Raw genomic sequence first — 23,117 nt, forward strand, 5'->3', positions numbered from 1 at the left:
AAACAGTTGAGAGTATCCCCAACTGTAGGTGTTTATTTCGGATGTCTTTTGGCAAAGTCAACAAAGTGAAATTTTTCTAATTTATGGCGACTTTCGGTGAATTGGAACTGGCGCCCGTCTTGGAGATAGACTTTTGATTTAATCGAAACGACATAAGGGTCTTTGCCAATGTCCATGAGAATCTTGTCTCGATCACCCGTGTGGTCAATGGTGATTTCTTTCTGAGCATAATCAATAAGGAGTTTGAGGTCGTCCTCTATATACGAGTAGATAGACTGCTCAGCGATTTGGCGAGTGAGATTTGGAATCAGTTCCATATCCAGATAGTCCGTATCTAGAACCGATACCAAATCATCCACCACACGCTGGCGGACCACCTTCCACACCATCCGAAACTCTGGAAAGCCGGTTATTAGTGAGGATTTTTTATCGATAATGATCTTGTCCAGACTGACGACATTAGTCTTAGAGCGAAGTCCAAGTTCCTGGACCAGTTCTTGGTAGCTGGTTAGGTTGGAGACAGGGAAATTGACCGTTTCTTCTTTGACGACTTGGGAACCTTGCCCCCTTATCTTTTTGATTAATCCTTCCTCTTGGAGGAGGGACAGAGCTTTTCGGACGGTGTCACGGCTCACATGATACTGGTTCATGAGTTCGTGCTCGCTGGGGAGGAAATCTCCGACAGCGTAAGTCTCGTTTTGAATGATTTTTTGGATTTGCTTAAATAGTTGTTGGTATTTCTTCATCTTGCTTCCTTAAATAGGTTTTGAGTTTTATTCTATACAAACTTGTATCTATTTTACCATACAAGTGCTAGAAAATTTACAAAAATATCCTCTTTTTACAACAAACAAGTTGCCTACAAGTTTGGTATCGTTTACAATAGTCTTATCAAATAAAACTTGCTTTGACGAGTATAAGGAGAATCAAATGGGAAAATTTGAACAAGAAGCCAAAGATCTGCTTCAAGCGATCGGAGGTAAGGAGAATGTCACTGCTGTCACCCACTGTGCGACACGGATGCGCTTTGTTCTCGGTGACGAAAAGAAGGCCAATGTTAAGGTTATCGAGTCGATTCCAGCCGTCAAAGGGACCTTTACAAATGCGGGTCAATTTCAGGTGATTATCGGGAATGACGTACCGATTTTTTATAATGATTTTACAGCTGTTTCAGGTATTGAAGGTGTTTCCAAAGAAGCAGCCAAGTCCGCAGCTAAGAGTAATCAAAATGTACTTCAACGTGTCATGACCACTTTAGCAGAAATCTTTACACCGATTATTCCAGCCTTGATAGTCGGAGGATTGATCCTCGGTTTCCGTAATGTCTTGGAAGGTGTGCACTGGTCGATGTTGGATGGCAAGACCATCACAGAATCCTCTCAGTTTTGGTCAGGAGTCAATCACTTCCTCTGGTTGCCTGGTGAAGCGATCTTCCAGTTCTTACCAGTAGGGATTACTTGGTCTGTCTCTCGTAAGATGGGAACCAGCCAAATCTTGGGGATTGTTCTCGGGATCTGTTTGGTATCGCCTCAGTTGCTCAACGCCTATCTGGTAGCCGGTACTTCAACAGAAGAAATCGCAGCCAACTGGGTATGGAATTTTGGCTACTTTACTGTTAATCGTATCGGTTATCAAGCCCAAGTTATTCCAGCTTTATTAGCAGGATTGAGTTTAGCATATTTGGAAATTTTCTGGCGTAAGCATATTCCAGAAGTCATTTCCATGATTTTTGTACCTTTCTTGTCATTGATTCCGGCCTTGATTTTGGCTCATACTGTCTTGGGACCAATCGGTTGGACAATCGGGCAAGGACTCTCATCAGTTGTCTTGGCAGGTTTGACGGGTCCTGTTAAATGGCTTTTCGGTGCGATTTTTGGTGCTCTCTACGCTCCATTTGTCATCACCGGTTTGCACCATATGACCAATGCCATCGACACACAATTGATTGCGGATGCCGGCGGAACTGCCCTCTGGCCAATGATTGCTCTTTCTAATATTGCCCAAGGTTCTGCCGTATTTGCCTATTATTTCATGCATCGTCATGATGAACGTGAGGCTCAGATTTCGCTTCCTGCAACGATTTCAGCCTATCTCGGTGTTACAGAACCAGCTCTCTTTGGGGTCAATGTCAAATACATCTATCCATTTGTAGCTGGGATGATCGGTTCAGCCCTTGCAGGCATGTTGTCCGTTACTTTCAATGTAACTGCGGCTTCTATCGGTATCGGTGGTTTGCCAGGTATCCTCTCTATTCAACCTCAATACATGCTGCCGTTTGCAGGAACCATGCTAGTTGCTATTGTTGTACCAATGCTCTTGACTTTCTTCTTCCGCAAAATCGGTCTCTTTACAAAGACAGAGGATGATACAGCCTTGCAGGCAGAATTCGTTGCCCAAGAAGAGGCAGAATTTGTCAGTCATGAACCAGTAACCCTTGCTCCAGTAGAAATTGTCAGCCCACTTACTGGTCAAGTGAAAGAATTGAGTCAAGCGACAGACCCTGTTTTTGCATCAGGTGTCATGGGACAAGGTCTGGTCATTGAACCAAGCCAAGGTGAGTTGACTTCTCCAGTCAATGGGACAGTGACGGTTCTTTTCCCTACCAAACATGCCATCGGTATTGTCTCTGATGAGGGGGTAGAATTGCTCATCCACATCGGTATGGATACAGTAGGTCTTGATGGCAAAGGTTTTGAAAGTCTTGTAGCCCAAGGAGACCACGTCACAGTAGGTCAGAAATTGATTCGTTTTGATATAGATGCTATTAAGGCTGCGGGTCTCGTGACAGAAACTCCAGTTATCATCACGAACCAAGATGCTTATACAGCGACTATCACTGGAACTTATCCAAGAACTATCCAAGCTGGGGAAGCTCTCATGGTCGCTACACGAATCTAATCAAAATAGTACAAACAGGGAAGGAACATGGGTTCCTCCCTTTTATCAGAAAAGGAGAAACAGATGGCACTTGATAAAAGAAAAGTAGTCTATCAAATCTATCCAAAATCATACAAAGACACCACTGGAAATGGTATTGGCGATTTTCGTGGGATTATCGAAAAGATCCCCTATCTAGCCAAACTGGGAGTGGATATGGTCTGGCTCAATCCATTCTATCCAAGCCCCCAACGGGATAATGGTTATGATATTTCAGATTATATGGCAGTGGATCCTCTATTTGGTGATATGGCTGATTTTGAGGAGATGGTGCGTGTCGGTAAAGAACACAAGATTGACTTTATGCTGGACATGGTGCTCAATCATTGTTCGACAGAACACGAATGGTTTCAGAAAGCCCTAGCTGGCGACCAATACTACCAAGACTTTTTCTTCATCCAAGACCAACCAACAGACTGGCAGTCTAAGTTTGGCGGTTCTGCCTGGGCGCCTTTCGGGGATACGGGGAAATATTACCTCCACCTCTTTGACGCGACTCAGGCTGACCTTAATTGGCGCAATCCCAATGTCCGCAAGGAGCTTTTCAAGGTAGTTAATTTCTGGCGCGACAAGGGAGTCAAAGGTTTCCGATTCGATGTGATCAATTTGATCGGCAAGGATGAGGTCTTAGTGGATTGCCCAGAAAATGAAGGAAAGCCAGCTTACACAGACAAGCCCATCGTTCATGACTATTTGCGCATGATGAATCAAGCCACTTTTGGATCAGCTGATAGTTTTATGACAGTTGGGGAAATGTCCTCGACAACCATGGAAAACTGTGTCCTCTATTCGTCACCTGACCGTCAAGAATTATCCATGACCTTTAATTTCCATCATCTCAAGGTGGACTACAAGGATGGGCAGAAGTGGACCTTGGCGTCCTTTGATTTTGAAGAATTGAAAAATCTCTACCATAGCTGGGGCAAGGAAATGAGTGACAAAAACGGCTGGAGCGCCCTCTTTTGGAACAATCACGACCAACCACGTGCCTTGAACCGTTTTATTGATATTCAAAACTTCCGTAATGAAGGGGCGACCATGCTGGCTGCCAGCATTCACCTGTCACGTGGGACACCTTATATCTACATGGGTGAGGAAATTGGAATGGTTGACCCAGACTATGATTCCATGGCTGACTATGTGGATGTCGAGTCCATCAATGCTTATCAGATGCTCTTAAAAGAAGGGAAAAGTGAGCAAGAAGCTTTCCAGATTATTCAGGCCAAGTCACGAGATAATTCACGCATTCCTATGCAGTGGGATGCTTCAGAAAATGCTGGTTTCTCAAAAAGAACTCCTTGGTTGAAGTCAGGGAAATCCTACCCACACATTAACGTAGAAAATGAAATCAAAGGTCCAATTTTCACCTTCTACCAAGACTTGATTCGACTTCGTAAGGAAATGCCGATCATTTCAGAAGGAAGCTACAAACCAGCCTTTGAAGACAGTAAGCAAGTCTATGCCTTTGAACGTCAGTATGAGGATGAAAAGTTACTGGTCCTCAATAACTTTTATGCCACAGAAATAGAAATTGAGCTACCAGCACCTTATCAAAATGGACAGATTCTGATTTCAAACTATGAAGATGTAGAAGTATCAGAAAAAATTCTGCTCAAACCTTATCAAACGCTGGCTATCTATGTAAATTAAACGTAGCAAGGAGCTCTCTTTCATCGAAATGAGGAGCTCCTTTTTTGTCGCCTATTGCCCTTTGTGAAAGCGTAAAACAAACTAGTCAGGAAAGTCACTTTATGGTATAATATAGAAGACTCAAAAAGAAACAGGAGAAAAAGAATGGACTTACTTTTAGCAATTGTCTTGATTGTGCTAGCTTTTCTAGGAGGAGCTCTTGGAGGGATGTACTTGGTTCGTAAGCAAATCGAAAAAGAATTTGCGGACAACCCACGTTTGAACGCTGAGGCAGTTCGTGCTCTTTTGAGCGCAAATGGTCAAAAGCCAAGCGAAGCCAAGGTACAACAAGTTTACCACCAAATCATCCGCCAACAAAAAGCAGCTCTTGCTAACAATAAAAAGAAATAAATAGGAAAAGTCTGGGATGAAAGTTCCAGACTTCTCACTATGTTCAATAGTTCTCAAGGATAAGACTTTTTCCTTGCATTCTATTGATATTTGATTATGATTAAAAGAGAGGCAGTTGCCATTCTATCAAGCTGTCTATCCGTTTATTTAGGACGAGTAATCATGATGAACTATCAATCAGAAAAAAGACTAGAAAGAAGACTGTATGGATAATCGACCAATTGGTTTTTTGGATTCGGGTGTCGGGGGCTTGACCGTTGTTCGCGAGCTTATGCGCCAGCTTCCCCATGAAGAAATCGTCTATATTGGAGATTCGGCGCGGGCACCCTATGGTCCCCGTCCTGCTGAGCAAATCCGTGAATATACTTGGCAGTTGGTCAACTTTCTTTTGACCAAGGATGTCAAGATGATTGTCATTGCTTGTAACACTGCGACTGCAGTCGTCTGGGAAGAAATCAAGGCTCAACTAGACATTCCTGTCCTAGGTGTGATTTTGCCAGGAGCTTCGGCAGCCATCAAGTCCAGTCAAGGTGGGAAAATCGGGGTCATTGGAACCCCTATGACGGTCCAATCAGACATCTATCGTCAAAAAATCCATGATCTGGATCCGGATTTACAGGTGGAGAGTTTGGCCTGTCCTAAGTTTGCTCCTTTGGTGGAGTCTGGTGCCCTGTCAACCAGTGTAACCAAGAAAGTGGTCTATGAAACCCTGCGCCCCTTGGTTGGAAAGGTGGATAGCCTGATTTTGGGTTGTACCCATTACCCACTCCTTCGTCCCATCATCCAGAATGTCATGGGACCAAAGGTTCAGCTCATCGATAGTGGGGCAGAGTGTGTACGGGATATCTCGGTTTTGCTGAACTATTTTGAAATCAATCGTAGCCGAGATGCGGGACCTCTTCAACATCGTTTTTACACAACAGCCAATAGCCAAAGTTTTGCCCAGATTGGAGCAGAATGGCTGGAAAAAGAGATTCATGTGGAGCATGTAACTTTATGACAAACAAAATTTACGAATACAAGGATGACCAGGACTGGTATGTCGGTGTCTGGGATGTCTATGGAGGTATCTATAGCCTTATCAAAGATCCTCTCGAGCTTGATTTTATGGATTTAGCGCGGATTTTTCGTGATGAGGAAAACGGCTTTCCGATTACGATAACGGTGATGCGCTGGTCTTCTAACTTCCGTCTGCTCTCTTTTATCGTCGAGATGTTAAATGCGGAAGCAGGACGTAACTTGGAGGTCATCCAACGTCAGGGAGCCCTGCTCTTGGTTGAAAATGGGCAACTCCTGCATGTAGAATTACCTAAAGAAGGTGTTGATGTAGAAGCCTTTTTTGAAACCAGCAAGTTTAGAGAAACCTTGTTGATAGCGACTCGAAACGAAGGCAAGACCAAGGAATTCCGAGCTATCTTTGACAAACTAGGCTATGATGTGGAAAATCTCAATGACTATCCAGATTTACCTGAAGTAGCTGAAACAGGCATGACCTTTGAAGAAAATGCCCGCCTCAAGGCAGAAACCATTTCCCAATTAACAGGCAAGATGGTTCTAGCAGACGACTCAGGTCTCAAAGTCGATGTCCTTGGTGGCTTGCCAGGTGTCTGGTCAGCTCGTTTTGCAGGAGTGGGAGCGACTGATCGTGAAAATAATGCCAAACTCTTGCACGAATTGGCCATGGTCTTTGATCTCAAGGACCGTTCGGCTCAGTTCCACACAACCCTAGTTGTAGCCAGTCCAAACAAGGAAAGTTTGGTTGTTGAAGCTGACTGGCCAGGCTACATTAACTTTGAACCTAAGGGTGAAAATGGCTTTGGTTATGATCCCCTCTTCCTGGTGGGAGAGACAAGTAAATCCTCAGCTGAATTAACCCTTGAAGAAAAAAATAGCCAATCTCACCGCGCCTTAGCCGTTAAGAAACTTTTGGAGGTATTTCCATCATGGCAAAGCAAACCATCATTGTAATGAGTGATTCCCATGGCGATAGCTTGATTGTGGAAGAAATTCGTGATCGTTATCTGGGAAAAGTCGATGCCATTTTTCACGATGGTGACTCTGAACTCCGTCCTGATTCACCACTCTGGGAAGGTATTTATGTCGTAAAAGGCAATATGGACTTTTATGCAGCTTATCCAGAACGACTCGTGACTCAGTTAGGACCTACTAAGATTATCCAGACTCACGGACACTTATTTGATATCAATTTCAACTTTCAAAAGTTGGACTACTGGGCTCAGGAAGAAGAAGCGGACATTTGTCTCTATGGTCACTTGCATGTGCCAAATGCTTGGATGGAAGGAAAGACTCTTTTTCTAAATCCAGGCTCCATCAGCCAACCACGAGGGACTATCAGAGAATGTCTCTATGCTCGAGTGGAGATTGATGACAGCTATTTTAAAGTAGACTTTTTGACACGTGACCATGAGGTTTATCCAGGCTTGTCCAAGGAGTTTGCTCGATGATTGCCAAGGAATTTGAAGCATTTTTATTGGAGCAGGAAGAGACTTTTCTTACCCCTGCTGAGAATCTAGCAGCTTTGATTGATACCCACAATGCCGACCATGCAATTTTGGTGCTGAGTCAAATCACCTATACCCGTATCCCTGTTGTGACCTTTGACAAACGCTTTGTTGGAACCATTGGGCTGAGAGACATTTTGGCTTATCAAATGGAGCAAGGTTTGACGGATGAGCAGATGGCAACGACAGACATCGTCAATATGACCAAGACAGATGTGGCAGTCGTCGCTCCAGACTATAACATCACAGAGGTCCTCCATAAACTGGTGGATGAACCCTTCTTGCCAGTGGTAGATGATGAAGGGATTTTTCAAGGAATCATCACGCGCAAGTCCATCCTCAAGGCTGTCAATGCCCTTTTGCATGACTTTAGTAAGGAATATGAGATTCGATGCAAATGAGAGATAGGATTTCAGACTTTTTAGAGGGAAAGCAGGGTTTGTCTGCCAATTCCAAGCAGTCCTATAGATATGATTTGGAGCAATTTTTAGATATTGTAGCTGAGCGGATCTCTGAGACTAGTCTCAAGATTTACCAAGGCCAGCTAGCCAATCTAAAAATTAGCGCCCAGAAGCGAAAACTTTCGGCCTGTAACCAATTTCTCTACTTTCTCTATCAAAGAGGAGAGCTGGACAGTTTTTACCGCTTGGAATTAGCCAAACAAGCTGAAAAGAAGACCGAAAAGCCAGAACTGTTAGACCTGGAGTCTTTTTGGCAGGAAAGTAATCATCCAGAAGGACGCTTGCTGGCGCTTCTTATCTTGGAAATAGGGCTCTTACCAAGTGAGATTTTAGCCCTCAAGGTTGCAGATATCAATCTGGATTTTCAGGTGTTGCGAATTAACAAGGCTTCCCAACAGAGGATTGTAGCCATTCCTAGGACCTTGCTTTCAGAATTGGAACCCTTGATGGGGCAGACCTATCTCTTTGAAAGGGGAGGGAAAGCCTATTCTCGTCAGTGGGCCTTTCGTCAGCTGGAGTCCTTTGTCAAGGAGAAAGGTTTCCCAACTTTATCCGCTCAAGCCTTGCGGGAACAGTTCATTCTAAGACAGATAGAAATGAAGGTCGATTTGTACGAAATAGCAAAAAAATTAGGATTAAAAACAGTTCTGACCTTAGAAAAATATAGATAATGGATATTAAATTAAAAGATTTTGAAGGGCCACTGGACTTGCTCTTGCACTTGGTTTCCAAGTATCAGATGGATATCTACGATGTGCCAATCACAGAAGTCATCGAACAGTATCTAGCCTATGTTTCAACCCTGCAGGCCATGCGTCTGGAAGTGACGGGCGAGTACATGGTCATGGCCAGTCAGTTAATGCTGATTAAGAGCCGCAAGCTTCTTCCAAAGGTGGCAGAAGTGACAGATTTGGAAGATGACCTAGAGCAGGATCTTCTCTCTCAAATCGAAGAATACCGCAAATTCAAACTCTTGGGTGAGCACTTGGAGGCTAAGCACCAAGATCGGGCCCAGTACTATTCTAAAGCGCCTACTGAGTTGATCTACGAAGATGCGGAGCTTGTGCATGATAGGACGACCATCGACCTCTTTTTGGCTTTTTCCAATATCCTAGCCAAGAAAAAAGAGGAATTCGCTCAGAATCACACGACCATCTTGCGGGATGAGTATAAGATTGAGGATATGATGGTTATCGTAAAAGAGTCCTTGGCTGGACGAGACCAGTTGCGTTTGCAGGATTTGTTCAAGGAAGCCCAAAATATCCAAGAGGTCATTACCCTCTTTTTGGCAACCCTAGAGTTAATCAAAACCCAAGAACTGATCCTTGTTCAAGAGGAGAGTTTCGGAGATATCTATCTCATGGAAAAGAAGGAAGAAAGTCAAGAGGCACAAAGCTAGACTTGATAGAGAGGAAAGATGAGTACTTTAGCAGAAATAGAAGCGCTCTTGTTTGTAGCAGGTGAAGATGGGATTCGGGTCCGTCAGTTGGCTGAACTCCTATCGCTTCCTCCGACAGGCATCCAGCAGAGTTTAGAAAAATTAGCCCAAAAGTATGAAAAAGACCAAGAGTCGAGCTTGTCCCTGATTGAGACAGGGGGCGCTTACAGATTGGTGACCAAGCCTCAATTTGCAGCGATTTTAAAGGAATACTCCAAAGCTCCCATCAACCAGAGTCTGTCTCGGGCAGCCCTTGAGACCTTGTCCATCATTGCCTACAAGCAACCCATCACGCGGATAGAAATTGATGCTATCCGTGGGGTCAATTCGAGTGGGGCTTTGGCAAAGTTGCAGGCTTTTGACTTGATAAAGGAAGACGGGAAAAAAGAAGTGTTGGGCCGCCCCAACCTCTATGTGACTACGGATTATTTCCTAGATTACATGGGAATTAACCATTTGGAAGAACTGCCAGTGATTGATGAGCTTGAGATTCAGGCTCAAGAAAGCCAATTATTTGGTGAAAGGATAGAAGAAGATGAGAATCAATAAATATATTGCCCACGCAGGTGTGGCCAGTAGGAGAAAAGCAGAAGAGTTGATCAAGCAAGGCTTAGTGACGGTTAATGGCCAAGTGGTACGTGAACTCGCAACGACTATTAAGACTGGAGATAAGGTCGAAGTTGAGGGTCAGCCCATCTACAACGAAGAAAAAGTCTACTATCTGCTTAACAAACCACGCGGTGTGATTTCCAGTGTGACAGATGACAAGGGTCGCAAGACTGTTGTGGATCTCTTGCCAAATGTAAAAGAGCGTATTTACCCAGTTGGACGTTTGGACTGGGATACATCAGGTGTTTTGATTTTGACCAATGATGGGGATTTTACGGATGAGATGATTCACCCTCGTAATGAGATTGACAAGGTCTATGTCGCGCGTGTTAAAGGTGTGGCCAATAAGGACAATCTCCGTCCCTTGACCCGCGGACTTGAGATTGATGGCAAGAAAACCAAGCCAGCTGTTTATGAAATTCTCAAAGTGGATCCAGTTAAAAATCGCTCTGTGGTACAGTTGACCATTCACGAAGGACGTAACCACCAAGTTAAAAAGATGTTTGAAGCTGTCGGTCTTCAAGTGGATAAGTTGTCTCGGACACGTTTTGGACACTTAGATTTGACAGGCCTTCGTCCGGGAGAATCTCGTCGCCTTAACAAAAAAGAAATCAGCCAACTACACACCATGGCGGTAACTAAAAAATAATGAAACGAATCTTAATAGCGCCAGTACGCTTTTACCAACGTTTTATCTCACCAGTCTTTCCCCCCTCTTGTCGTTTTGAGCCTACTTGTTCCAACTACATGATCCAGGCTATTGAAAAACATGGCTTCAAGGGTGTCTTGATGGGTTTGGCTCGGATTTTACGTTGCCATCCCTGGTCGAAAACAGGCAAGGATCCCGTACCAGACCACTTTTCACTCAAACGAAATCAAGAAGAAAAATAAACCCAACATCATTTGATGTTGGGTTTTCTTGTTTATTTCAAAGCTTTTTGAGCGTCTTCAATCATGAGTTTGGTTGATTCAAGACCGCCACCACTTAGATACCAGAGGTCTGGTGTTAGTTGTATGATTTTACCGTTTTTAGCAGCAGGAGTCTCGGCGATGAGGGCATTTTCTAGGACGCCATCGTTGCTTGAGTTGTCCCCACCGATGGCAAGGGTACGGTTGATGACAAAGAGGATGTCAGGATTGATTTCTTTGACACTTTCAAAGCTGACTTCCTGGCCATGACGAGAGTCTTCAAATTGAGTATCAGTTGGTTTGAATTTCAAGGTTTGGTACAAGAAAGAGAAACGAGATTGGGCACCAAAGGCAGCCATTTTTCCTTCATTGAGGAGGATAGCAAGGGCTTTTTTGTCAGAACTTTCGTTTTTAGTAGCGACTTCTTGGATGCTCTTATCTAGGTTAGCCAATTCTTCCTTGGCTTTCTGTGTACCAGTTTCACCAAAGGCGCTTGCTAAGGATTCAATGTTGGTTTTAGTTGAAGTCCAGTAGTCGTCCTTACTTGCTTGGAAGAGAACAGTTGGAGCAATTTCTTTGAACTTGTCTACGAATTTTTGGGTACGAGGTGAAGCAATGATTAAATCCGGTTCAAGAGCAGCGATGGCTTCTAGGTCTGGCTCGACCATAGAACCAACATTTTTGACATTTCCTGCAAGATCTTTTAGGTAAGCCGGAACAGTTTTTGTAGGCATTCCGACGATATTTTTTTCAAAACCTAAAGCGCGAATAGTATCCGCAGCACCGAGGTCAAAGGTCACAATCTTTTCAGGAACCTTTGACAGTTTGACTTCATCTAGTGAACTTTTAATGGTTACCTCTGTTGGAGCAGAGCTACTTGTCTCTGTCTGACTAGTGCTTGAGTTTGTGTTGGTACTACATGCGCCAAGTAGGAGCAAGAAGCTGGCCACTAGGGCAGTGAGATAAAGTTTAAGGGATGTTTTCATGATTTCTCCTTTTTAAAATGTGATAACAATTTAAGGAGTCTCTAGGTTTTATTGACTAAGAGACTGAGGGTTCTCTAACTTGAGCTTCTATGTTACTAGCTATAGATACAAATCTTTTTTCCATTGATATCAGCCAGCGTGATGGGAATCTCATAGAGTTGACTGAGCAGGTCAGCCTGCATGATTTGAGCAGTCGTTCCCTTGCTAAAGACTTGGCCGTCTTTGAAGGCGACAATTTCATCCGCATATTGACTGGCTATGTTGATATCGTGGAGGACGATAATAATGGTCTTACCGAGCTCTTCCACCAGTCGCTTGAGAATCTGCATCATGCTGACGCTTTGCTTGATATCGAGATTATTGAGCGGCTCGTCTAGTAAGATAAAGTCCGTATCCTGGGCCAGTACCATGGCGATAAAGACACGTTGCAACTGTCCTCCAGACAGGCTATCGATGTAGCGGTCTTTTAGGTTTGTCAGATCTAGATAGTCTAGAGTTTCTCGGATTTTTTCCCAGTCTTCCGCCCTCAGCCGACCCCGGCTGTAAGGAAAACGTCCAAAACTGACCAGTTCTTCAACAGTCAATTTGGCTTGGTAATTGATTTTCTGCTTTAGGATGGTCAGCTCCTGAGCCAGTTCTTGCGAATTCCAGCTCTCAATTTCACGCCCCTTGATACTGAGAACTCCCTGATCTTTCTTGGTCAGTCTGCTCATAATGGAGAGGAGAGTTGACTTTCCAGCACCATTTGGACCAATAAAGGCAGTCAGTTTCTGAGGACTGACTTCAAGCAAAATGTCTTGCAAAATATCCTGTTTTTGAATGGATTTGTCAATGTTTTCCAGTTTCACTGACGCGCCCTCCTGTATAGTAAGATAAAGAATAAGAAGCCACCCACACTCTCAATGATCATACTGATGCGAATTTCCAGCGCAAAGACTCGTTCGATGAGGGCCTGCCCCAAGGTCAAACTGATAAATCCGACCAGAATGGCCACGATAAAGAGCAATTTGTGCCGATAGTCTTTGACGATTAGGTAGGTGAGGTTAGCCAACATAAAACCGAAGAAGGCCATAGGCCCTACCAAGGCAGTTGCCGTTGAGGCCAAAAGTACGATGCCCCAGAGGAGCTCTTTCTGTTCTTTTTCGACATCGAGTCCCAAAATCTGAGCCGTTTCTCTTTGCAGGTGCAAGACATCCAGAATGACTGCTTTTCGAAAGAAAAAGATTGTCAAAGCGAGGATGATCAGAGAACCGATGGCTAGAATGGAAGTGTTGAGATGTTGAAAGGAGGCAAAAAGACCGTTCTGCAGTTTATCGTATTCGTTTGGATCCATCAGGACTTGTAGGAAGGTACTAATATTTCGAAAGAGACTTCCGAGTGCTAGACAGATTAGCAGAATGAAGACCAAGTCCTGTTTCATCAGTGTCTTCAAGTAGCCTTGTAAGGCGAGAAAGAAGAGGGATTGGACAAGCAGTAAGACTATAAATTCTAAGATAGGAGACTTTCCAAGCTGTAGAAATTTGCTTTCAAATATCAGTAGCAGGGTTTGTAGCAAGACATAGAAGGATTCGATTCCTAAAATACTTGGCGTTAGAAAGCGATTTTCCGTCAGAGTTTGAAAACTAATAGTCGAAATCCCTGTCGCGATGGCTACCAAGAGATAAACGATGATTTTTTGGGAACGTAGCTTCCAGGCAAAGGCAGACAGCTGGGTGATGGGCCAAAAGTAGAGGAGACAAGCTCCGATGGCCAGAATAATGAGAAGGTAGAAGAGCTTGGTGTGTTTGCTTTTAGACTGCATTTTTTCGTCCTCCTCTCCATAGAAGTAGGATAAAGACGAGGCTACCGATGATTCCTAGTAGGAGACTGACAGACAGCTCATAGGGCCGAATCAAGACTCGAGAGAGGATATCGCAGGCCAGAACCAGATTGGCACCGACCAGAGCGACCATGAGTTTGGTTTGACTCAAATTATCTCCGTAGCGCTTGCGGATAAGATTGGGAACGATGACTCCGAGAAAAGGCAAGGCACCTACAGTAATCATGGTGACACTAGTCGTTAGCGCCACCAGAAAAAGGGCCAGTTTTTCAAGCAGGGAGTAGGAAATCCCCAAACTTTCACTGGTTTCCTTGCCCAGATTCATGATGGTAAAGGTTTGGGATAATTTCCAAACGGCTATCAGGATAATGAGGCCTAAGAAGAGCCACTCATACTGATGGGTCTGGATCATGGAGAAGGAGCCCTGGGTCCAAGCGGTCATACTCTGAACCAGATTGAAACGATAGGCGATAACTTCTGTGACAGAACCAATAATCCCACTATAGATGATCCCAATCAGAGGCAACATCCACCTTTCCTTTACAGAAAAAATAGTCATAAAGGCCAGGAAGAAGAGAGTAAATAAGATGGATGAGCCAAAAGCAAAGAGCATCTTTTGGGTCAGACTCGCAGATGGAAAGACAAAGAGGCTCAGCACCATTCCCAGTTTGGCGGCTTCCGTCGTTCCAACCGTACTCGGTGCAGCAAACTGATTTTGAGTGATGGTCTGCATGAGGAGTCCTGCCATACTCATACTGGAGGCAGTCAGGAGAATGCTGATGGTTCTTGGAAGACGCGACTCTTGAAAGAGAAGCCAGGTCTGCTGGTCAAAAGCAAAGAATTTTTCCCAAGAAAAATCACTGGTTCCAATGGTAATGGAGAGAAAGACCAGAAGTAGAAGTAAGCCAGTTAAATAATGAGAGAGTTTCATGCCCCGACCTTTCATGTAAATTTGGTATCAAAAGATACCTGCGGATATTACTGTAACACGATTCCTTTAATCTGTCAATAAATTTTCTGACAATTTAATGTAAAAAATGAGAAAACTTCCTGAAACAAGTGCTAGTTCCCTCTTTTATAGGGTAAACTTGTAAAAACCAATCCACCTTCCCACTATCCTTCTCCTATAAAAAGTGGTAAAATGGAGGACAGAAAGAAGGAACTGATATGACAACATTATTTTCAAAAATAAAAGAAGTGACAGAACTTGCTGCTATCTCAGGTCATGAGGCACCTGTCCGTGCCTATCTCCGTGAAAAGTTGACACCGCATGTGGATGAAGTGGTGACAGATGGTTTGGGTGGTATTTTTGGTATCAAACATTCAGAAGCTACCGATGCGCCCCGTGTCTTGGTCGCTTCCCATATGGACGAAGTTGGTTTTATGGTCAGCGAAATCAAGCCAGATGGTACCTTCCGTGTCGTTGAAATCGGTGGCTGGAACCCTATGGTCGTTAGCAGCCAACGCTTTAAACTTTTTACGCGTGATGGTCGTGAAATTCCTGTGATTTCAGGCTCTGTTCCTCCACATTTGACTCGTGGAAAGGGCGGACCAACCATGCCTGCTATCTCGGATATTGTCTTTGATGGTGGTTTTGCAGACAAGGCTGAAGCAGAAAGTTTTGGAATCCGTCCTGGTGATACCATCGTACCAGATAGCTCAGCGATCTTGACAGCCAATGAAAAAAATATCATCTCAAAAGCTTGGGACAACCGCTACGGTGTTCTCATGGTGAGCGAGTTAGCCGAAGCCTTGTCAGGTCGAAAACTTGGCAATGAACTCTATCTGGGTTCTAACGTCCAAGAAGAAGTTGGTCTTCGTGGTGCTCATACTTCCACAACTAAGTTTGACCCAGAAGTCTTTCTGGCAGTTGACTGTTCACCTGCTGGTGATGTTTATGGTGGTCAAGGCAAGATTGGGGATGGAACCTTGATTCGTTTCTACGATCCAGGTCATTTGCTTCTCCCGGGTATGAAGGATTTCCTTTTGACAACGGCTGAAGAAGCTGGCATCAAGTACCAATACTACTGTGGAAAAGGCGGTACAGACGCTGGAGCAGCTCATCTGAAAAATGGTGGTGTCCCATCTACAACTATCGGTGTCTGTGCTCGTTATATCCACTCTCACCAAACCCTCTACGCTATGGATGACTTCCTAGAAGCCCAAGCTTTCTTGCAAGCCTTGGTGAAAAAATTGGATCGCTCAACTGTTGATTTGATTAAAAATTATTAAGCATAAGGGAGTGTCGGGATGGTAGAACCAAACCTAGAAAGTCTTATAAAAGATCTCTATAACCATGCCCGTCAGGGCTTGAGTGAAGATTTAGTTGCTGCTCTCCTAGAGACTGCTAAAAAACTACCTACTACAAATGAGCAATTACTAGCAGTCCGACTCTCAGGACTGGTCACCCGTGAATTGCTCACCAATCCCAAACACCCAGCACCTGAGTTGCTCAACTTGGCGCGCTTTATCAAAAGAGAAGAGGCCAAGTACAGAGGCACTGCAGTTTCTGCTATCATGTTTGGAGAACTCTTTAAGATGCTTTGATTCCATTGTGAATCAAAGTATTTTTTATATGCTCCAAAAGAAATTCTTAATGAGGAGACGAAAAAAGCCATCCCATTCAGGATAGCTTCTTGTTTATTAGATTTGTTCAGCGATAACCTTTTCAGCTAGATTCATAGCGTGGTCAGATACACGAGTATAGTGGGAAATAATGTCGATGAAGTTGACTCCAGCTTGTGTAGAACACTCACCCTTGTTAAGGCGTTTGATGTGGGTCTTTCTGAGAACGCGTTCCATATTGTTGATTTCTTTATGACGTTCAATCAGCCTTTGAGCTTTTTCAATATCATTGTTTTCCACACTATCAAGAGCATCTTTGATGAACTCAGTGGTAGCGTGATAAATCTCAGCTAGCTCTTCCAAAGCGGCCTCAGAGAACTGAACATTCTTGCGTTGGAGATAGTCTGTTAGGTTGATTAACCCTTCTGCGTGGTCTCCAATCCGTTCCAAATCACGAGATGAATCCAGAATGTTAGTCAACACTTCGCTTTCCTTTTGGCTCAAGGATTCGCTTGAAAGGCTAATCAGGTAACGAGTGAGTTTTTCGTCAATTGTGTTAATTGCTTCTTCAGTCTTATGGCCTTTCTCAGCTAGTTTTTCATCTAGATTGACGATGTAGTCGTAGGAAAGGTCAAAAGCTTTTGCAGCATAGTTCCCCAAGTGAAGAAGTTCTTTTTTGGCATTTCCTAGAGCGATAGAAGGCGCCTGTTTGATGAGTTGTTCATCCAAGTAGAGAGCCTCGTATTTAACAACTTCATCTTCACCAGGAATGAGCTTGGTAACAATGTAAGCCAAGGCGCCGATGAATGGGAACTGGATAATGGTATTTGTAATATTAAAGGTTCCGTGGGCAAAGGCAATGGTCATTTCTGGAGCTAGATTGAGTGCAGATTCAAACCATTGAATCAAGCCAGTGAAAGGTACAAGGAAGACAATACAGATAACCGTACCAATCACATTAAAGGCAACGTGGGCACCGGCAACACGTTTGGCAGCGATATTGGCTCCAAGAGAAGCAATGATGGCTGTAATGGTCGTTCCGATATTATCACCAAACAAGACCGGTAGGGCACCTTGTAGGTCAATCAAACCACTTGCGTACAGGTTCTGTAAGATACCGATAGTTGCGGATGAAGCCTGAATGAGTAGGGTCAGTCCAGTTCCGACAAAGACACCTAGAATAGGACTCTTACTTAGTTCAACCATGTAGTCTCTAAAGACTTGCAGGTCTTTTAGGGGTTCCATTGCACCGCTCATAAGATTGAGAGCGAAGAAGATACCTCCTACACCAAAGATAATCCGTCCAATGTTATTGATGGAGCGATTCTTGGTGAAGAAGAGACAAACTGCTCCGATAAAGAGCATAGGTAAGGCGTAATCTCCTAGCTTAAAACCGATGATAAAGGATGTAACGGTGGTTCCAATATTGGCACCCATGACAATACCGATAGCCTGACGCAAGGTCAAAAGTCCTGCACTGACAAGTCCCACTGTAATGACTGTAACACCAGAACTTGATTGGATCAGCGCCGTCATACCGATACCAACCAGCACACCGAAGAAGGGATTGCTGGTATATTTGTCAATGTAAAAACGAAGGCGATCTCCAGCAGCTTGTTGCAAACCGTCTCCCATGGTCTTGATACTATATAAAAATAGTCCCAGACCACCTAAAAAGTGAAATAAAATTTCCTGCCAATTAATGGACATTTCTTTTTCCTCCGAAAAATAATAACGGAATTTCTCCTATTCTATTTTAAAGGATAAAAGTAAATCTCACAAGTGTTTAGCTGAAATTTCCATAAGAAACAAGAACTTTCTTTTAAAATGAGAGATAGTTTCCCTTTAAGATAGATGATTTATAGGATTGTGTCCAAATTTTACTGATTATTATCCTAGTTATAGTTTTTATGTTAAACAGATTGACAACGCTTTCATATAGGATAAAATGAAGATGATCCTGTTCTGGTGGTGTGCACTGAGAACAGTTACTTTTTATTATATTGGGAGGATAAGATGAAAGATCTATTTTTTGAAAAACGTTGCCGTTACAGTATTCGAAAGCTGTCAATCGGGGCTTGTTCCTTGATGATTGGTTCAGCTCTATTTGCGAGCCCAGCTCTTGCCGAACAGGTCGCTGCCCCTGAAACAGCCACTAATACGAGCGCTCAAGCGGCAAATGTGAGTGAAACTGCTAATCCAGACACTGCAGCCATCGAAAAACAATTAGAGGAAACTGAAAACAAAGTAGCTGAGCAACCCATTTCAGAAAACACTCCAGCAATAGCTGATTTGGTCAATGAAAAAGAAGAAGCGAAGCCAACTCCGACGGATAAAGCTGAAAAACCTGCTCAACCAACTGAAAAAGAAGAAGTCAAACCAGAGGAAGCTCCTCAAGTCGCTGAGAAGAAAACGGATAAACCAACTCTAGCAGACGTTCCTAAAAATGAAGAGAAGAGTCTCCGACCAAAAGAAATCAAATTTGATACTTGGGATGATTTGTTGAAATGGGAACCGGGTGCGCGTGAGGATGATCCCATCAATCGTTCCTCAGTTGAACTCGCCAAGCGCCATAGAGGTCAGTTGGTCAATGAAAAAGCAAGCAGAAGAGCCAAGGTTCAAGCGCTGGCAAATACCAACTCGAAAGCTAAAGACCACGCTTCTGTTGGTGGAGAAGAATTCAAGGCCTATGCTTTTGACTACTGGCAATACTTGGATTCAATGGTCTTCTGGGAAGGCCTAGTCCCTACTCCAGATGTCATTGATGCCGGTCACCGCAACGGAGTTCCCGTTTATGGAACCCTCTTTTTCAACTGGTCAAACAGCATTGCTGACCAAGAGAAATTTGCAGCTGCCTTGAAACAAGACGCAGATGGCACCTTCCCTATCGCACGGAAACTTGTCGATCTTGCTAAGTACTATGGCTTTGATGGCTATTTCATTAATCAGGAAACAACGGGGGAATTGGTAGCACCTCTTGGTGAAAAAATGCGCCAATTCATGCTCTATACAAAAGAATATGCAGCCAAAGTCAACCACCCAATCAAGTATGCTTGGTACGATGCCATGACCTACAAATACGGTCGTTACCACGAAGATGGCTTGGGAGACTACAACTACCAGTTTATGCAAAAAGAAGGTGACAAGGTCCCCGCGGATCAATTTTTTGCCAATTTCAACTGGAACAAGGAAAAGAATGACCACTCTGTAGAGATGGCAAAATGGCTGGAACGTAGCCAGTATGATGTCTTTGCAGGCTTAGAATTGCAACAAGGTGGCTCTTATAAGACCAAAGTCAAATGGGATGCTCTTTTAGATGAAAAAGGCAAGTTGCGTTTGTCACTTGGACTCTTTGCACCAGATACGATTACCAGTCTAGGAAAAACAGGTGAAGACTACCACAAGAACGAGGACATATTCTTTACAGGTTACCAAGGAGATCCAACAGCTCAAAAACCTGCTGATAAAGAGTGGTATGGAATTGCTAATTTAGTTGCGGACCGCACTCCAGCAGTAGGCCGAACCTTCACTACCTCTTTTAATACAGGACATGGTAGAAAGTGGTTTGTAGACGGTAAAGTTTCTAAGGATTCTGAGTGGAACTACCGTTCGGTTTCAGGTGTCTTACCAACATGGCGTTGGTGGCAGACTTCGACGGGGGGAAAACTCCATGCAGAATATGACTTTACAGATGCCTATAATGGTGGGAACTCCCTTAAATTCTCAGGTGATGTAGCTGGTAAGACGGACCAAGATGTGAATTTGTATTCTACTAAACTAGAAGTAACGGAGAAAACCAAACTTCGGGTTGCCCACAAGGGAGGAAAAGGCTCGAAAGTTTATATGGCCTTCTCTACGACTCCAGACTACAAATTTGAGGATGCAGCTGCATGGAAAGAACTGACTCTCTCTGATAACTGGACAAATGAAGAATTTGACCTTGGCTCACTAGCAGGAAAGACTATCTATGCAGTTAAACTCTTCTTCGAACATGAAGGTGCTGTAAAAGATTATCAGTTCAACTTAGGTCAATTAACAATTTCAGATAACCACCAAGCACCACAAGCGCCGACGGGACTTTCTGTGGTGAAACAATCTCTTAAGAATGCCCAAGAAGCTGAAGCAGTGGTCCAATTTGCTGGTAACCAAGATGCAGATTTCTATGAAGTCTACGAAAAAGATGGAGATAACTGGCGTTTGTTGACAGGATCATCTGCTTCCACTATCTACTTGCCAAAAGTTAGCCGTTCTGCTAATGCGACTGGTAGGACTCAGGAACTGAAAGTCGTTGCAGTAGGTAAAAATGGACTTCGTTCTGAAGCGGCGACGACGTCCTTTAACTGGGGGATGACAGTTCAGGATACGACTCTCCCAAGACCTTTGGCTGAAAATATTGTTCCAGGGGCAACGGTTATTGGTAGCACTTTCCCCAATACTGAAGGTGGGGAAGGCATCGAAGGCATGTTGAACGGTACGATTACAAGTCTGTCAGACAAGTGGTCTTCAGCACAATTGAGCGGTAGTGTCGATATTCGTTTGACTCAACCACGTCGTGTTGTCAGATGGGTAATGGATCATGCGGGAGCTGGTGGTGAGTCTGTTAACGATGGTCTGATGAACACCAAGGACTTTGATCTTTATTACAAGGATACAGATGGCGAGTGGAAACTAGCCAAGGAAGTCCGTGGCAATAAAGCGCACGTTACAGATATCACTCTTGACAAACCAATCACTGCCCAAGACTGGCGTCTAAAAGTTATCACATCTGATAACGGAACACCTTGGAAGGCCATTCGTATCTACAACTGGAAGATGTACGAAACCTTGGACACAGAAAGTCAAAATATTCCAATGGCTAAGGTAGCTGCTCGTTCACTTGGAAACCATCAAGTTCAACTAGGCTTCTCTGATGTTCCGGCAGGCGCAACCATCACCGTTTACGACAAGGCGGATTCGCAAACACCAATTGCGACATTGAAGTCTGAAACTGGTGGCGATCTGGCAACAGCACCATTAGCCTTTGACAAACAACCAAATCTCCTCTACTACCGTACCCAACTACCTGGCAAAGAAATCAGTAACACCTTGGCTGTAGCGATTCCACAGGATGAAAGAAAAATTGCTGCAGTTAGTCTCGAAAAAGGACCTAAGAAGACGGTTTATAAAGAGGGAGAAAAACTGGACCTCAGAGGCGGAACACTCCGTGTTCAATACGAAGGGGGACAAGCCGACGAGCTGATTAACCTTACTCACTCAGGTGTGACGGTATCTGGGTACGACGCTCATCAAAAAGGGGAACAGAAGCTCACAGTCAGCTACCTTGGACTTCCAGTTACTGGTGATTTAAAGGTACAAGTGACTGGTCAAGATGAAGGAAAAGCAAAAGAAGTAGCAGGTTTGTACATTACTAAGAAACCAAAAACAGACTATCTAGTAGGGGATCAACTGGATCTTGCAGAAGGTCGCTTCGGAGTTCTCTATGATGACGAGACAGAAGAGACTCACGGCTTTACTGATGAAGGTGTTGAAATCACGGGCTACGATTCTCAAAAGACTGGACGCCAGACCTTGACCTTACATTACAAAGGTCATACAGCTGAGTTTGATGTCTTGGTTTCTCCAAAGGCTGCAGTCAATGATGAGTACCTTAAACAAGAAATCACTGCTGCCCAAGGCCGTCAGTCAACTCTTGCCTACACCTTCTCAAGCGAGGACAAACAAGCAGCACTAGTAGAGAAGCTCAATGCAGCGAAAGCTGTAGCAGAAAACCACAATGCTAGTCAAGAAGAAGTCAACCGGGCTTTGAATGAGTTGAAACAAGCCGGGACAGACTTGGATGGAAATCAACGTTATCAAACTGCTAGAGAAGAATTGGAAGGCTTGTTGACAAAAGTTCGTGAAAAAGATTCTCAAGCTGAGTTGATTGCCCAAGCAGAAGCTTTATTATCTTTACAAACGCCAACTCCTCAAGCTTTTGCGGAAATGAAAGAAAAGTTGAATAAGAAACTAGCTCCTACAGAAGAAAGTCACCATGTTGGAAGTATGGATCCAAATGAAGTGGCTCCAACGGTTGAAGCTCTCCCTGAACTAGTTGTTGAAACTGAAACAACAGCCTTTGAACGTCAGGAGCGACCAAACTCCGAACTTCTCAAAGGACAACGCCGTGTTGTGCAAGTTGGAGTTGAAGGTCAAGTCCGTCGCTTTGTAGAAGTCGATGGTCAGGGCAAACGCACCCTTCATTCGACTGAAGTTCTCAAGGAAGCTATCCCAGAAATCACAGAAGTTGGTACAAAAGTTCTGTCAAGTAACCAACCGGCTGAAGGTGTAAAAGATTTAGTTCACGAGAAACCAACTCTTGAAATTGAAGAAAAACCACTTGCCTTCGAACGCCAAGAACGACCAAATGCCGACCTTCTCAAAGGCCAACGCCGCGTTGTGCAAGCAGGAGTTGAAGGCCAAGTTCGTCGCTTTGTAGAAGTGGATACCCAAGGCAATCGTACCCTTCGTTTGACTGAAGTTCTTAAGGAAGCAATTCCAGAAATCACAGAAGTTGGAACGAAAGAAGAACAAGTCTTACAAACAACAGTTCAAGTTCCTTTAGCTGCACCAGCAAAAGTTGAAGATGCAAGCAAACAACTGCCAAATACTGGGGCAGAAATAGATGCCGGTCTAGTAGCTCTGGGACTTCTCGGAGCAATGAGTGGCTATGGCTTGCTTGCTAGGAAGAAAAAAGAAGACTAATCGATTTAGAATTCTTGGATTTCCTCATAAAAACTAAAAACAAGGTTTGGCTGCAGTCAAACCTTGTTTTGATTATTTTATCTCGCATTG

At 43.9% G+C, this 23,117-nt stretch carries 21 protein-coding genes; 15 read left to right on the forward strand and 6 right to left on the reverse strand.

What is annotated here, in order from left to right; all coding sequences use genetic code 11:
* Window positions 1-32: 32 nt before the first annotated feature.
* On the reverse strand, window positions 33-746 hold the full coding sequence (gene treR, locus B7725_RS03300; protein WP_084874552.1) for a trehalose operon repressor: 714 nt from the start codon (window positions 744-746) through the stop codon (window positions 33-35).
* A gap of 184 nt (window positions 747-930) precedes the next feature.
* On the opposite strand from treR, the gene treP reads away from it, so the two are divergent.
* The 12 genes from treP to yidD all read left to right on the forward strand — a co-directional run bounded on the left by treP (window position 931) and on the right by yidD (window position 10,898).
* Complete coding sequence (gene treP, locus B7725_RS03305) at window positions 931-2,898, forward strand: PTS system trehalose-specific EIIBC component (protein WP_162279002.1); 1,968 nt, start codon at window positions 931-933, stop codon at window positions 2,896-2,898.
* Between the two features lie 63 nt (window positions 2,899-2,961).
* Window positions 2,962-4,587, forward strand: coding sequence for an alpha,alpha-phosphotrehalase (gene treC, locus B7725_RS03310; RefSeq protein WP_084874555.1), 1,626 nt, complete (start codon window positions 2,962-2,964; stop codon window positions 4,585-4,587).
* A gap of 144 nt (window positions 4,588-4,731) precedes the next feature.
* Window positions 4,732-4,977, forward strand: coding sequence for a YneF family protein (locus B7725_RS03315; protein WP_000364986.1), 246 nt, complete (start codon window positions 4,732-4,734; stop codon window positions 4,975-4,977).
* A gap of 205 nt (window positions 4,978-5,182) precedes the next feature.
* Window positions 5,183-5,977, forward strand: a complete 795-nt coding sequence (gene racE / locus B7725_RS03320; RefSeq protein WP_000370379.1) for a glutamate racemase — start codon at window positions 5,183-5,185, stop codon at window positions 5,975-5,977.
* Window positions 5,974-6,945 carry a nucleoside-triphosphate diphosphatase gene (locus B7725_RS03325; protein ID WP_084874556.1) on the forward strand — a complete coding sequence of 324 codons (972 nt, stop codon included), beginning with the start codon at window positions 5,974-5,976 and terminating at the stop codon, window positions 6,943-6,945. Before racE ends, B7725_RS03325 begins: the two co-directional genes overlap by 4 nt.
* Window positions 6,921-7,442: a metallophosphoesterase gene (locus tag B7725_RS03330; protein ID WP_084874557.1), complete on the forward strand. Its 522-nt coding sequence runs from the start codon at window positions 6,921-6,923 to the stop codon at window positions 7,440-7,442. Before B7725_RS03325 ends, B7725_RS03330 begins: the two co-directional genes overlap by 25 nt.
* Entirely contained in the window at window positions 7,439-7,900 is a 462-nt protein-coding gene (gene cbpB / locus B7725_RS03335) for a cyclic-di-AMP-binding protein CbpB (protein WP_000560696.1), read from the forward strand. Before B7725_RS03330 ends, cbpB begins: the two co-directional genes overlap by 4 nt.
* Window positions 7,897-8,631 carry a site-specific tyrosine recombinase XerD gene (xerD, locus tag B7725_RS03340; protein ID WP_345788699.1) on the forward strand — a complete coding sequence of 245 codons (735 nt, stop codon included), beginning with the start codon at window positions 7,897-7,899 and terminating at the stop codon, window positions 8,629-8,631. The genes cbpB and xerD overlap by 4 nt, the downstream gene beginning before the upstream one ends.
* On the forward strand, window positions 8,631-9,359 hold the full coding sequence (locus B7725_RS03345) for a segregation/condensation protein A (protein WP_000351892.1): 729 nt from the start codon (window positions 8,631-8,633) through the stop codon (window positions 9,357-9,359). The genes xerD and B7725_RS03345 overlap by 1 nt, the downstream gene beginning before the upstream one ends.
* An 18-nt stretch (window positions 9,360-9,377) precedes the next feature.
* Complete coding sequence (gene scpB / locus B7725_RS03350) at window positions 9,378-9,947, forward strand: SMC-Scp complex subunit ScpB (RefSeq protein WP_000105287.1); 570 nt, start codon at window positions 9,378-9,380, stop codon at window positions 9,945-9,947.
* Window positions 9,934-10,656 carry a pseudouridine synthase gene (locus B7725_RS03355; protein ID WP_001222234.1) on the forward strand — a complete coding sequence of 241 codons (723 nt, stop codon included), beginning with the start codon at window positions 9,934-9,936 and terminating at the stop codon, window positions 10,654-10,656. The genes scpB and B7725_RS03355 overlap by 14 nt, the downstream gene beginning before the upstream one ends.
* A complete protein-coding gene (yidD, locus tag B7725_RS03360) occupies window positions 10,656-10,898 on the forward strand; it encodes a membrane protein insertion efficiency factor YidD (RefSeq protein ID WP_002876431.1) in 243 nt (80 codons plus the stop codon). Before B7725_RS03355 ends, yidD begins: the two co-directional genes overlap by 1 nt.
* A 32-nt stretch (window positions 10,899-10,930) precedes the next feature.
* Here yidD and B7725_RS03365 read toward each other — a convergent pair whose 3' ends face one another.
* The 4 genes from B7725_RS03365 to B7725_RS03380 form a co-directional block, all read right to left on the reverse strand.
* Entirely contained in the window at window positions 10,931-11,902 is a 972-nt protein-coding gene (locus tag B7725_RS03365) for a siderophore ABC transporter substrate-binding protein (RefSeq protein ID WP_084874561.1), read from the reverse strand.
* A gap of 95 nt (window positions 11,903-11,997) precedes the next feature.
* The gene (locus B7725_RS03370; protein ID WP_084874562.1) at window positions 11,998-12,750 is read right to left on the reverse strand and encodes an iron ABC transporter ATP-binding protein; all 753 of its coding nucleotides are present in this window, start codon (window positions 12,748-12,750) and stop codon (window positions 11,998-12,000) included.
* Entirely contained in the window at window positions 12,747-13,703 is a 957-nt protein-coding gene (locus B7725_RS03375; RefSeq protein ID WP_084874564.1) for an iron chelate uptake ABC transporter family permease subunit, read from the reverse strand. The genes B7725_RS03370 and B7725_RS03375 overlap by 4 nt, the downstream gene beginning before the upstream one ends.
* Complete coding sequence (locus tag B7725_RS03380) at window positions 13,693-14,652, reverse strand: ABC transporter permease (protein ID WP_162279005.1); 960 nt, start codon at window positions 14,650-14,652, stop codon at window positions 13,693-13,695. The genes B7725_RS03375 and B7725_RS03380 overlap by 11 nt, the downstream gene beginning before the upstream one ends.
* 236 nt (window positions 14,653-14,888) lie before the next feature.
* Here B7725_RS03380 and pepA point away from each other — a divergent pair, with 236 nt between their 5' ends.
* On the forward strand, window positions 14,889-15,953 hold the full coding sequence (gene pepA, locus B7725_RS03385; RefSeq protein ID WP_084874567.1) for a glutamyl aminopeptidase: 1,065 nt from the start codon (window positions 14,889-14,891) through the stop codon (window positions 15,951-15,953).
* An 18-nt stretch (window positions 15,954-15,971) separates the two neighbouring features.
* Complete coding sequence (locus B7725_RS03390) at window positions 15,972-16,268, forward strand: bacteriocin immunity family protein (RefSeq protein ID WP_084874568.1); 297 nt, start codon at window positions 15,972-15,974, stop codon at window positions 16,266-16,268.
* A 96-nt stretch (window positions 16,269-16,364) separates the two neighbouring features.
* Here the strand turns inward: B7725_RS03390 and B7725_RS03395 are convergent, their stop codons facing one another.
* The gene (locus tag B7725_RS03395; protein ID WP_084874570.1) at window positions 16,365-17,996 is read right to left on the reverse strand and encodes a Na/Pi cotransporter family protein; all 1,632 of its coding nucleotides are present in this window, start codon (window positions 17,994-17,996) and stop codon (window positions 16,365-16,367) included.
* 306 nt (window positions 17,997-18,302) lie between these two features.
* On the opposite strand from B7725_RS03395, the gene B7725_RS03400 reads away from it, so the two are divergent.
* On the forward strand, window positions 18,303-23,027 hold the full coding sequence (locus tag B7725_RS03400; RefSeq protein ID WP_084874571.1) for an endo-beta-N-acetylglucosaminidase: 4,725 nt from the start codon (window positions 18,303-18,305) through the stop codon (window positions 23,025-23,027).
* Window positions 23,028-23,117: the final 90 nt, after the last annotated feature.

The sequence above is a fragment of the Streptococcus oralis subsp. tigurinus genome, from assembly GCF_002096275.1.
Classification (GTDB): domain Bacteria; phylum Bacillota; class Bacilli; order Lactobacillales; family Streptococcaceae; genus Streptococcus; species Streptococcus oralis_CN.

Excerpts from the sequence above, each read along its gene's own strand:
- treR (WP_084874552.1), bottom strand. The coding sequence starts at position 746 with ATGAAGAAATACCAACAACTATTTAAGCAAATCCAAAAAATCATTCAA.
- treP (WP_162279002.1), top strand. The coding sequence starts at position 931 with ATGGGAAAATTTGAACAAGAAGCCAAAGATCTGCTTCAAGCGATCGGA.
- treC (WP_084874555.1), top strand. The coding sequence starts at position 2,962 with ATGGCACTTGATAAAAGAAAAGTAGTCTATCAAATCTATCCAAAATCA.
- B7725_RS03315 (WP_000364986.1), top strand. The coding sequence starts at position 4,732 with ATGGACTTACTTTTAGCAATTGTCTTGATTGTGCTAGCTTTTCTAGGA.
- racE (WP_000370379.1), top strand. The coding sequence starts at position 5,183 with ATGGATAATCGACCAATTGGTTTTTTGGATTCGGGTGTCGGGGGCTTG.
- B7725_RS03325 (WP_084874556.1), top strand. The coding sequence starts at position 5,974 with ATGACAAACAAAATTTACGAATACAAGGATGACCAGGACTGGTATGTC.
- B7725_RS03330 (WP_084874557.1), top strand. The coding sequence starts at position 6,921 with ATGGCAAAGCAAACCATCATTGTAATGAGTGATTCCCATGGCGATAGC.
- cbpB (WP_000560696.1), top strand. The coding sequence starts at position 7,439 with ATGATTGCCAAGGAATTTGAAGCATTTTTATTGGAGCAGGAAGAGACT.
- xerD (WP_345788699.1), top strand. The coding sequence starts at position 7,897 with ATGAGAGATAGGATTTCAGACTTTTTAGAGGGAAAGCAGGGTTTGTCT.
- B7725_RS03345 (WP_000351892.1), top strand. The coding sequence starts at position 8,631 with ATGGATATTAAATTAAAAGATTTTGAAGGGCCACTGGACTTGCTCTTG.
- scpB (WP_000105287.1), top strand. The coding sequence starts at position 9,378 with ATGAGTACTTTAGCAGAAATAGAAGCGCTCTTGTTTGTAGCAGGTGAA.
- B7725_RS03355 (WP_001222234.1), top strand. The coding sequence starts at position 9,934 with ATGAGAATCAATAAATATATTGCCCACGCAGGTGTGGCCAGTAGGAGA.
- yidD (WP_002876431.1), top strand. The coding sequence starts at position 10,656 with ATGAAACGAATCTTAATAGCGCCAGTACGCTTTTACCAACGTTTTATC.
- B7725_RS03365 (WP_084874561.1), bottom strand. The coding sequence starts at position 11,902 with ATGAAAACATCCCTTAAACTTTATCTCACTGCCCTAGTGGCCAGCTTC.
- B7725_RS03375 (WP_084874564.1), bottom strand. The coding sequence starts at position 13,703 with ATGCAGTCTAAAAGCAAACACACCAAGCTCTTCTACCTTCTCATTATT.
- B7725_RS03380 (WP_162279005.1), bottom strand. The coding sequence starts at position 14,652 with ATGAAACTCTCTCATTATTTAACTGGCTTACTTCTACTTCTGGTCTTT.
- pepA (WP_084874567.1), top strand. The coding sequence starts at position 14,889 with ATGACAACATTATTTTCAAAAATAAAAGAAGTGACAGAACTTGCTGCT.
- B7725_RS03390 (WP_084874568.1), top strand. The coding sequence starts at position 15,972 with ATGGTAGAACCAAACCTAGAAAGTCTTATAAAAGATCTCTATAACCAT.
- B7725_RS03395 (WP_084874570.1), bottom strand. The coding sequence starts at position 17,996 with ATGTCCATTAATTGGCAGGAAATTTTATTTCACTTTTTAGGTGGTCTG.
- B7725_RS03400 (WP_084874571.1), top strand. The coding sequence starts at position 18,303 with ATGAAAGATCTATTTTTTGAAAAACGTTGCCGTTACAGTATTCGAAAG.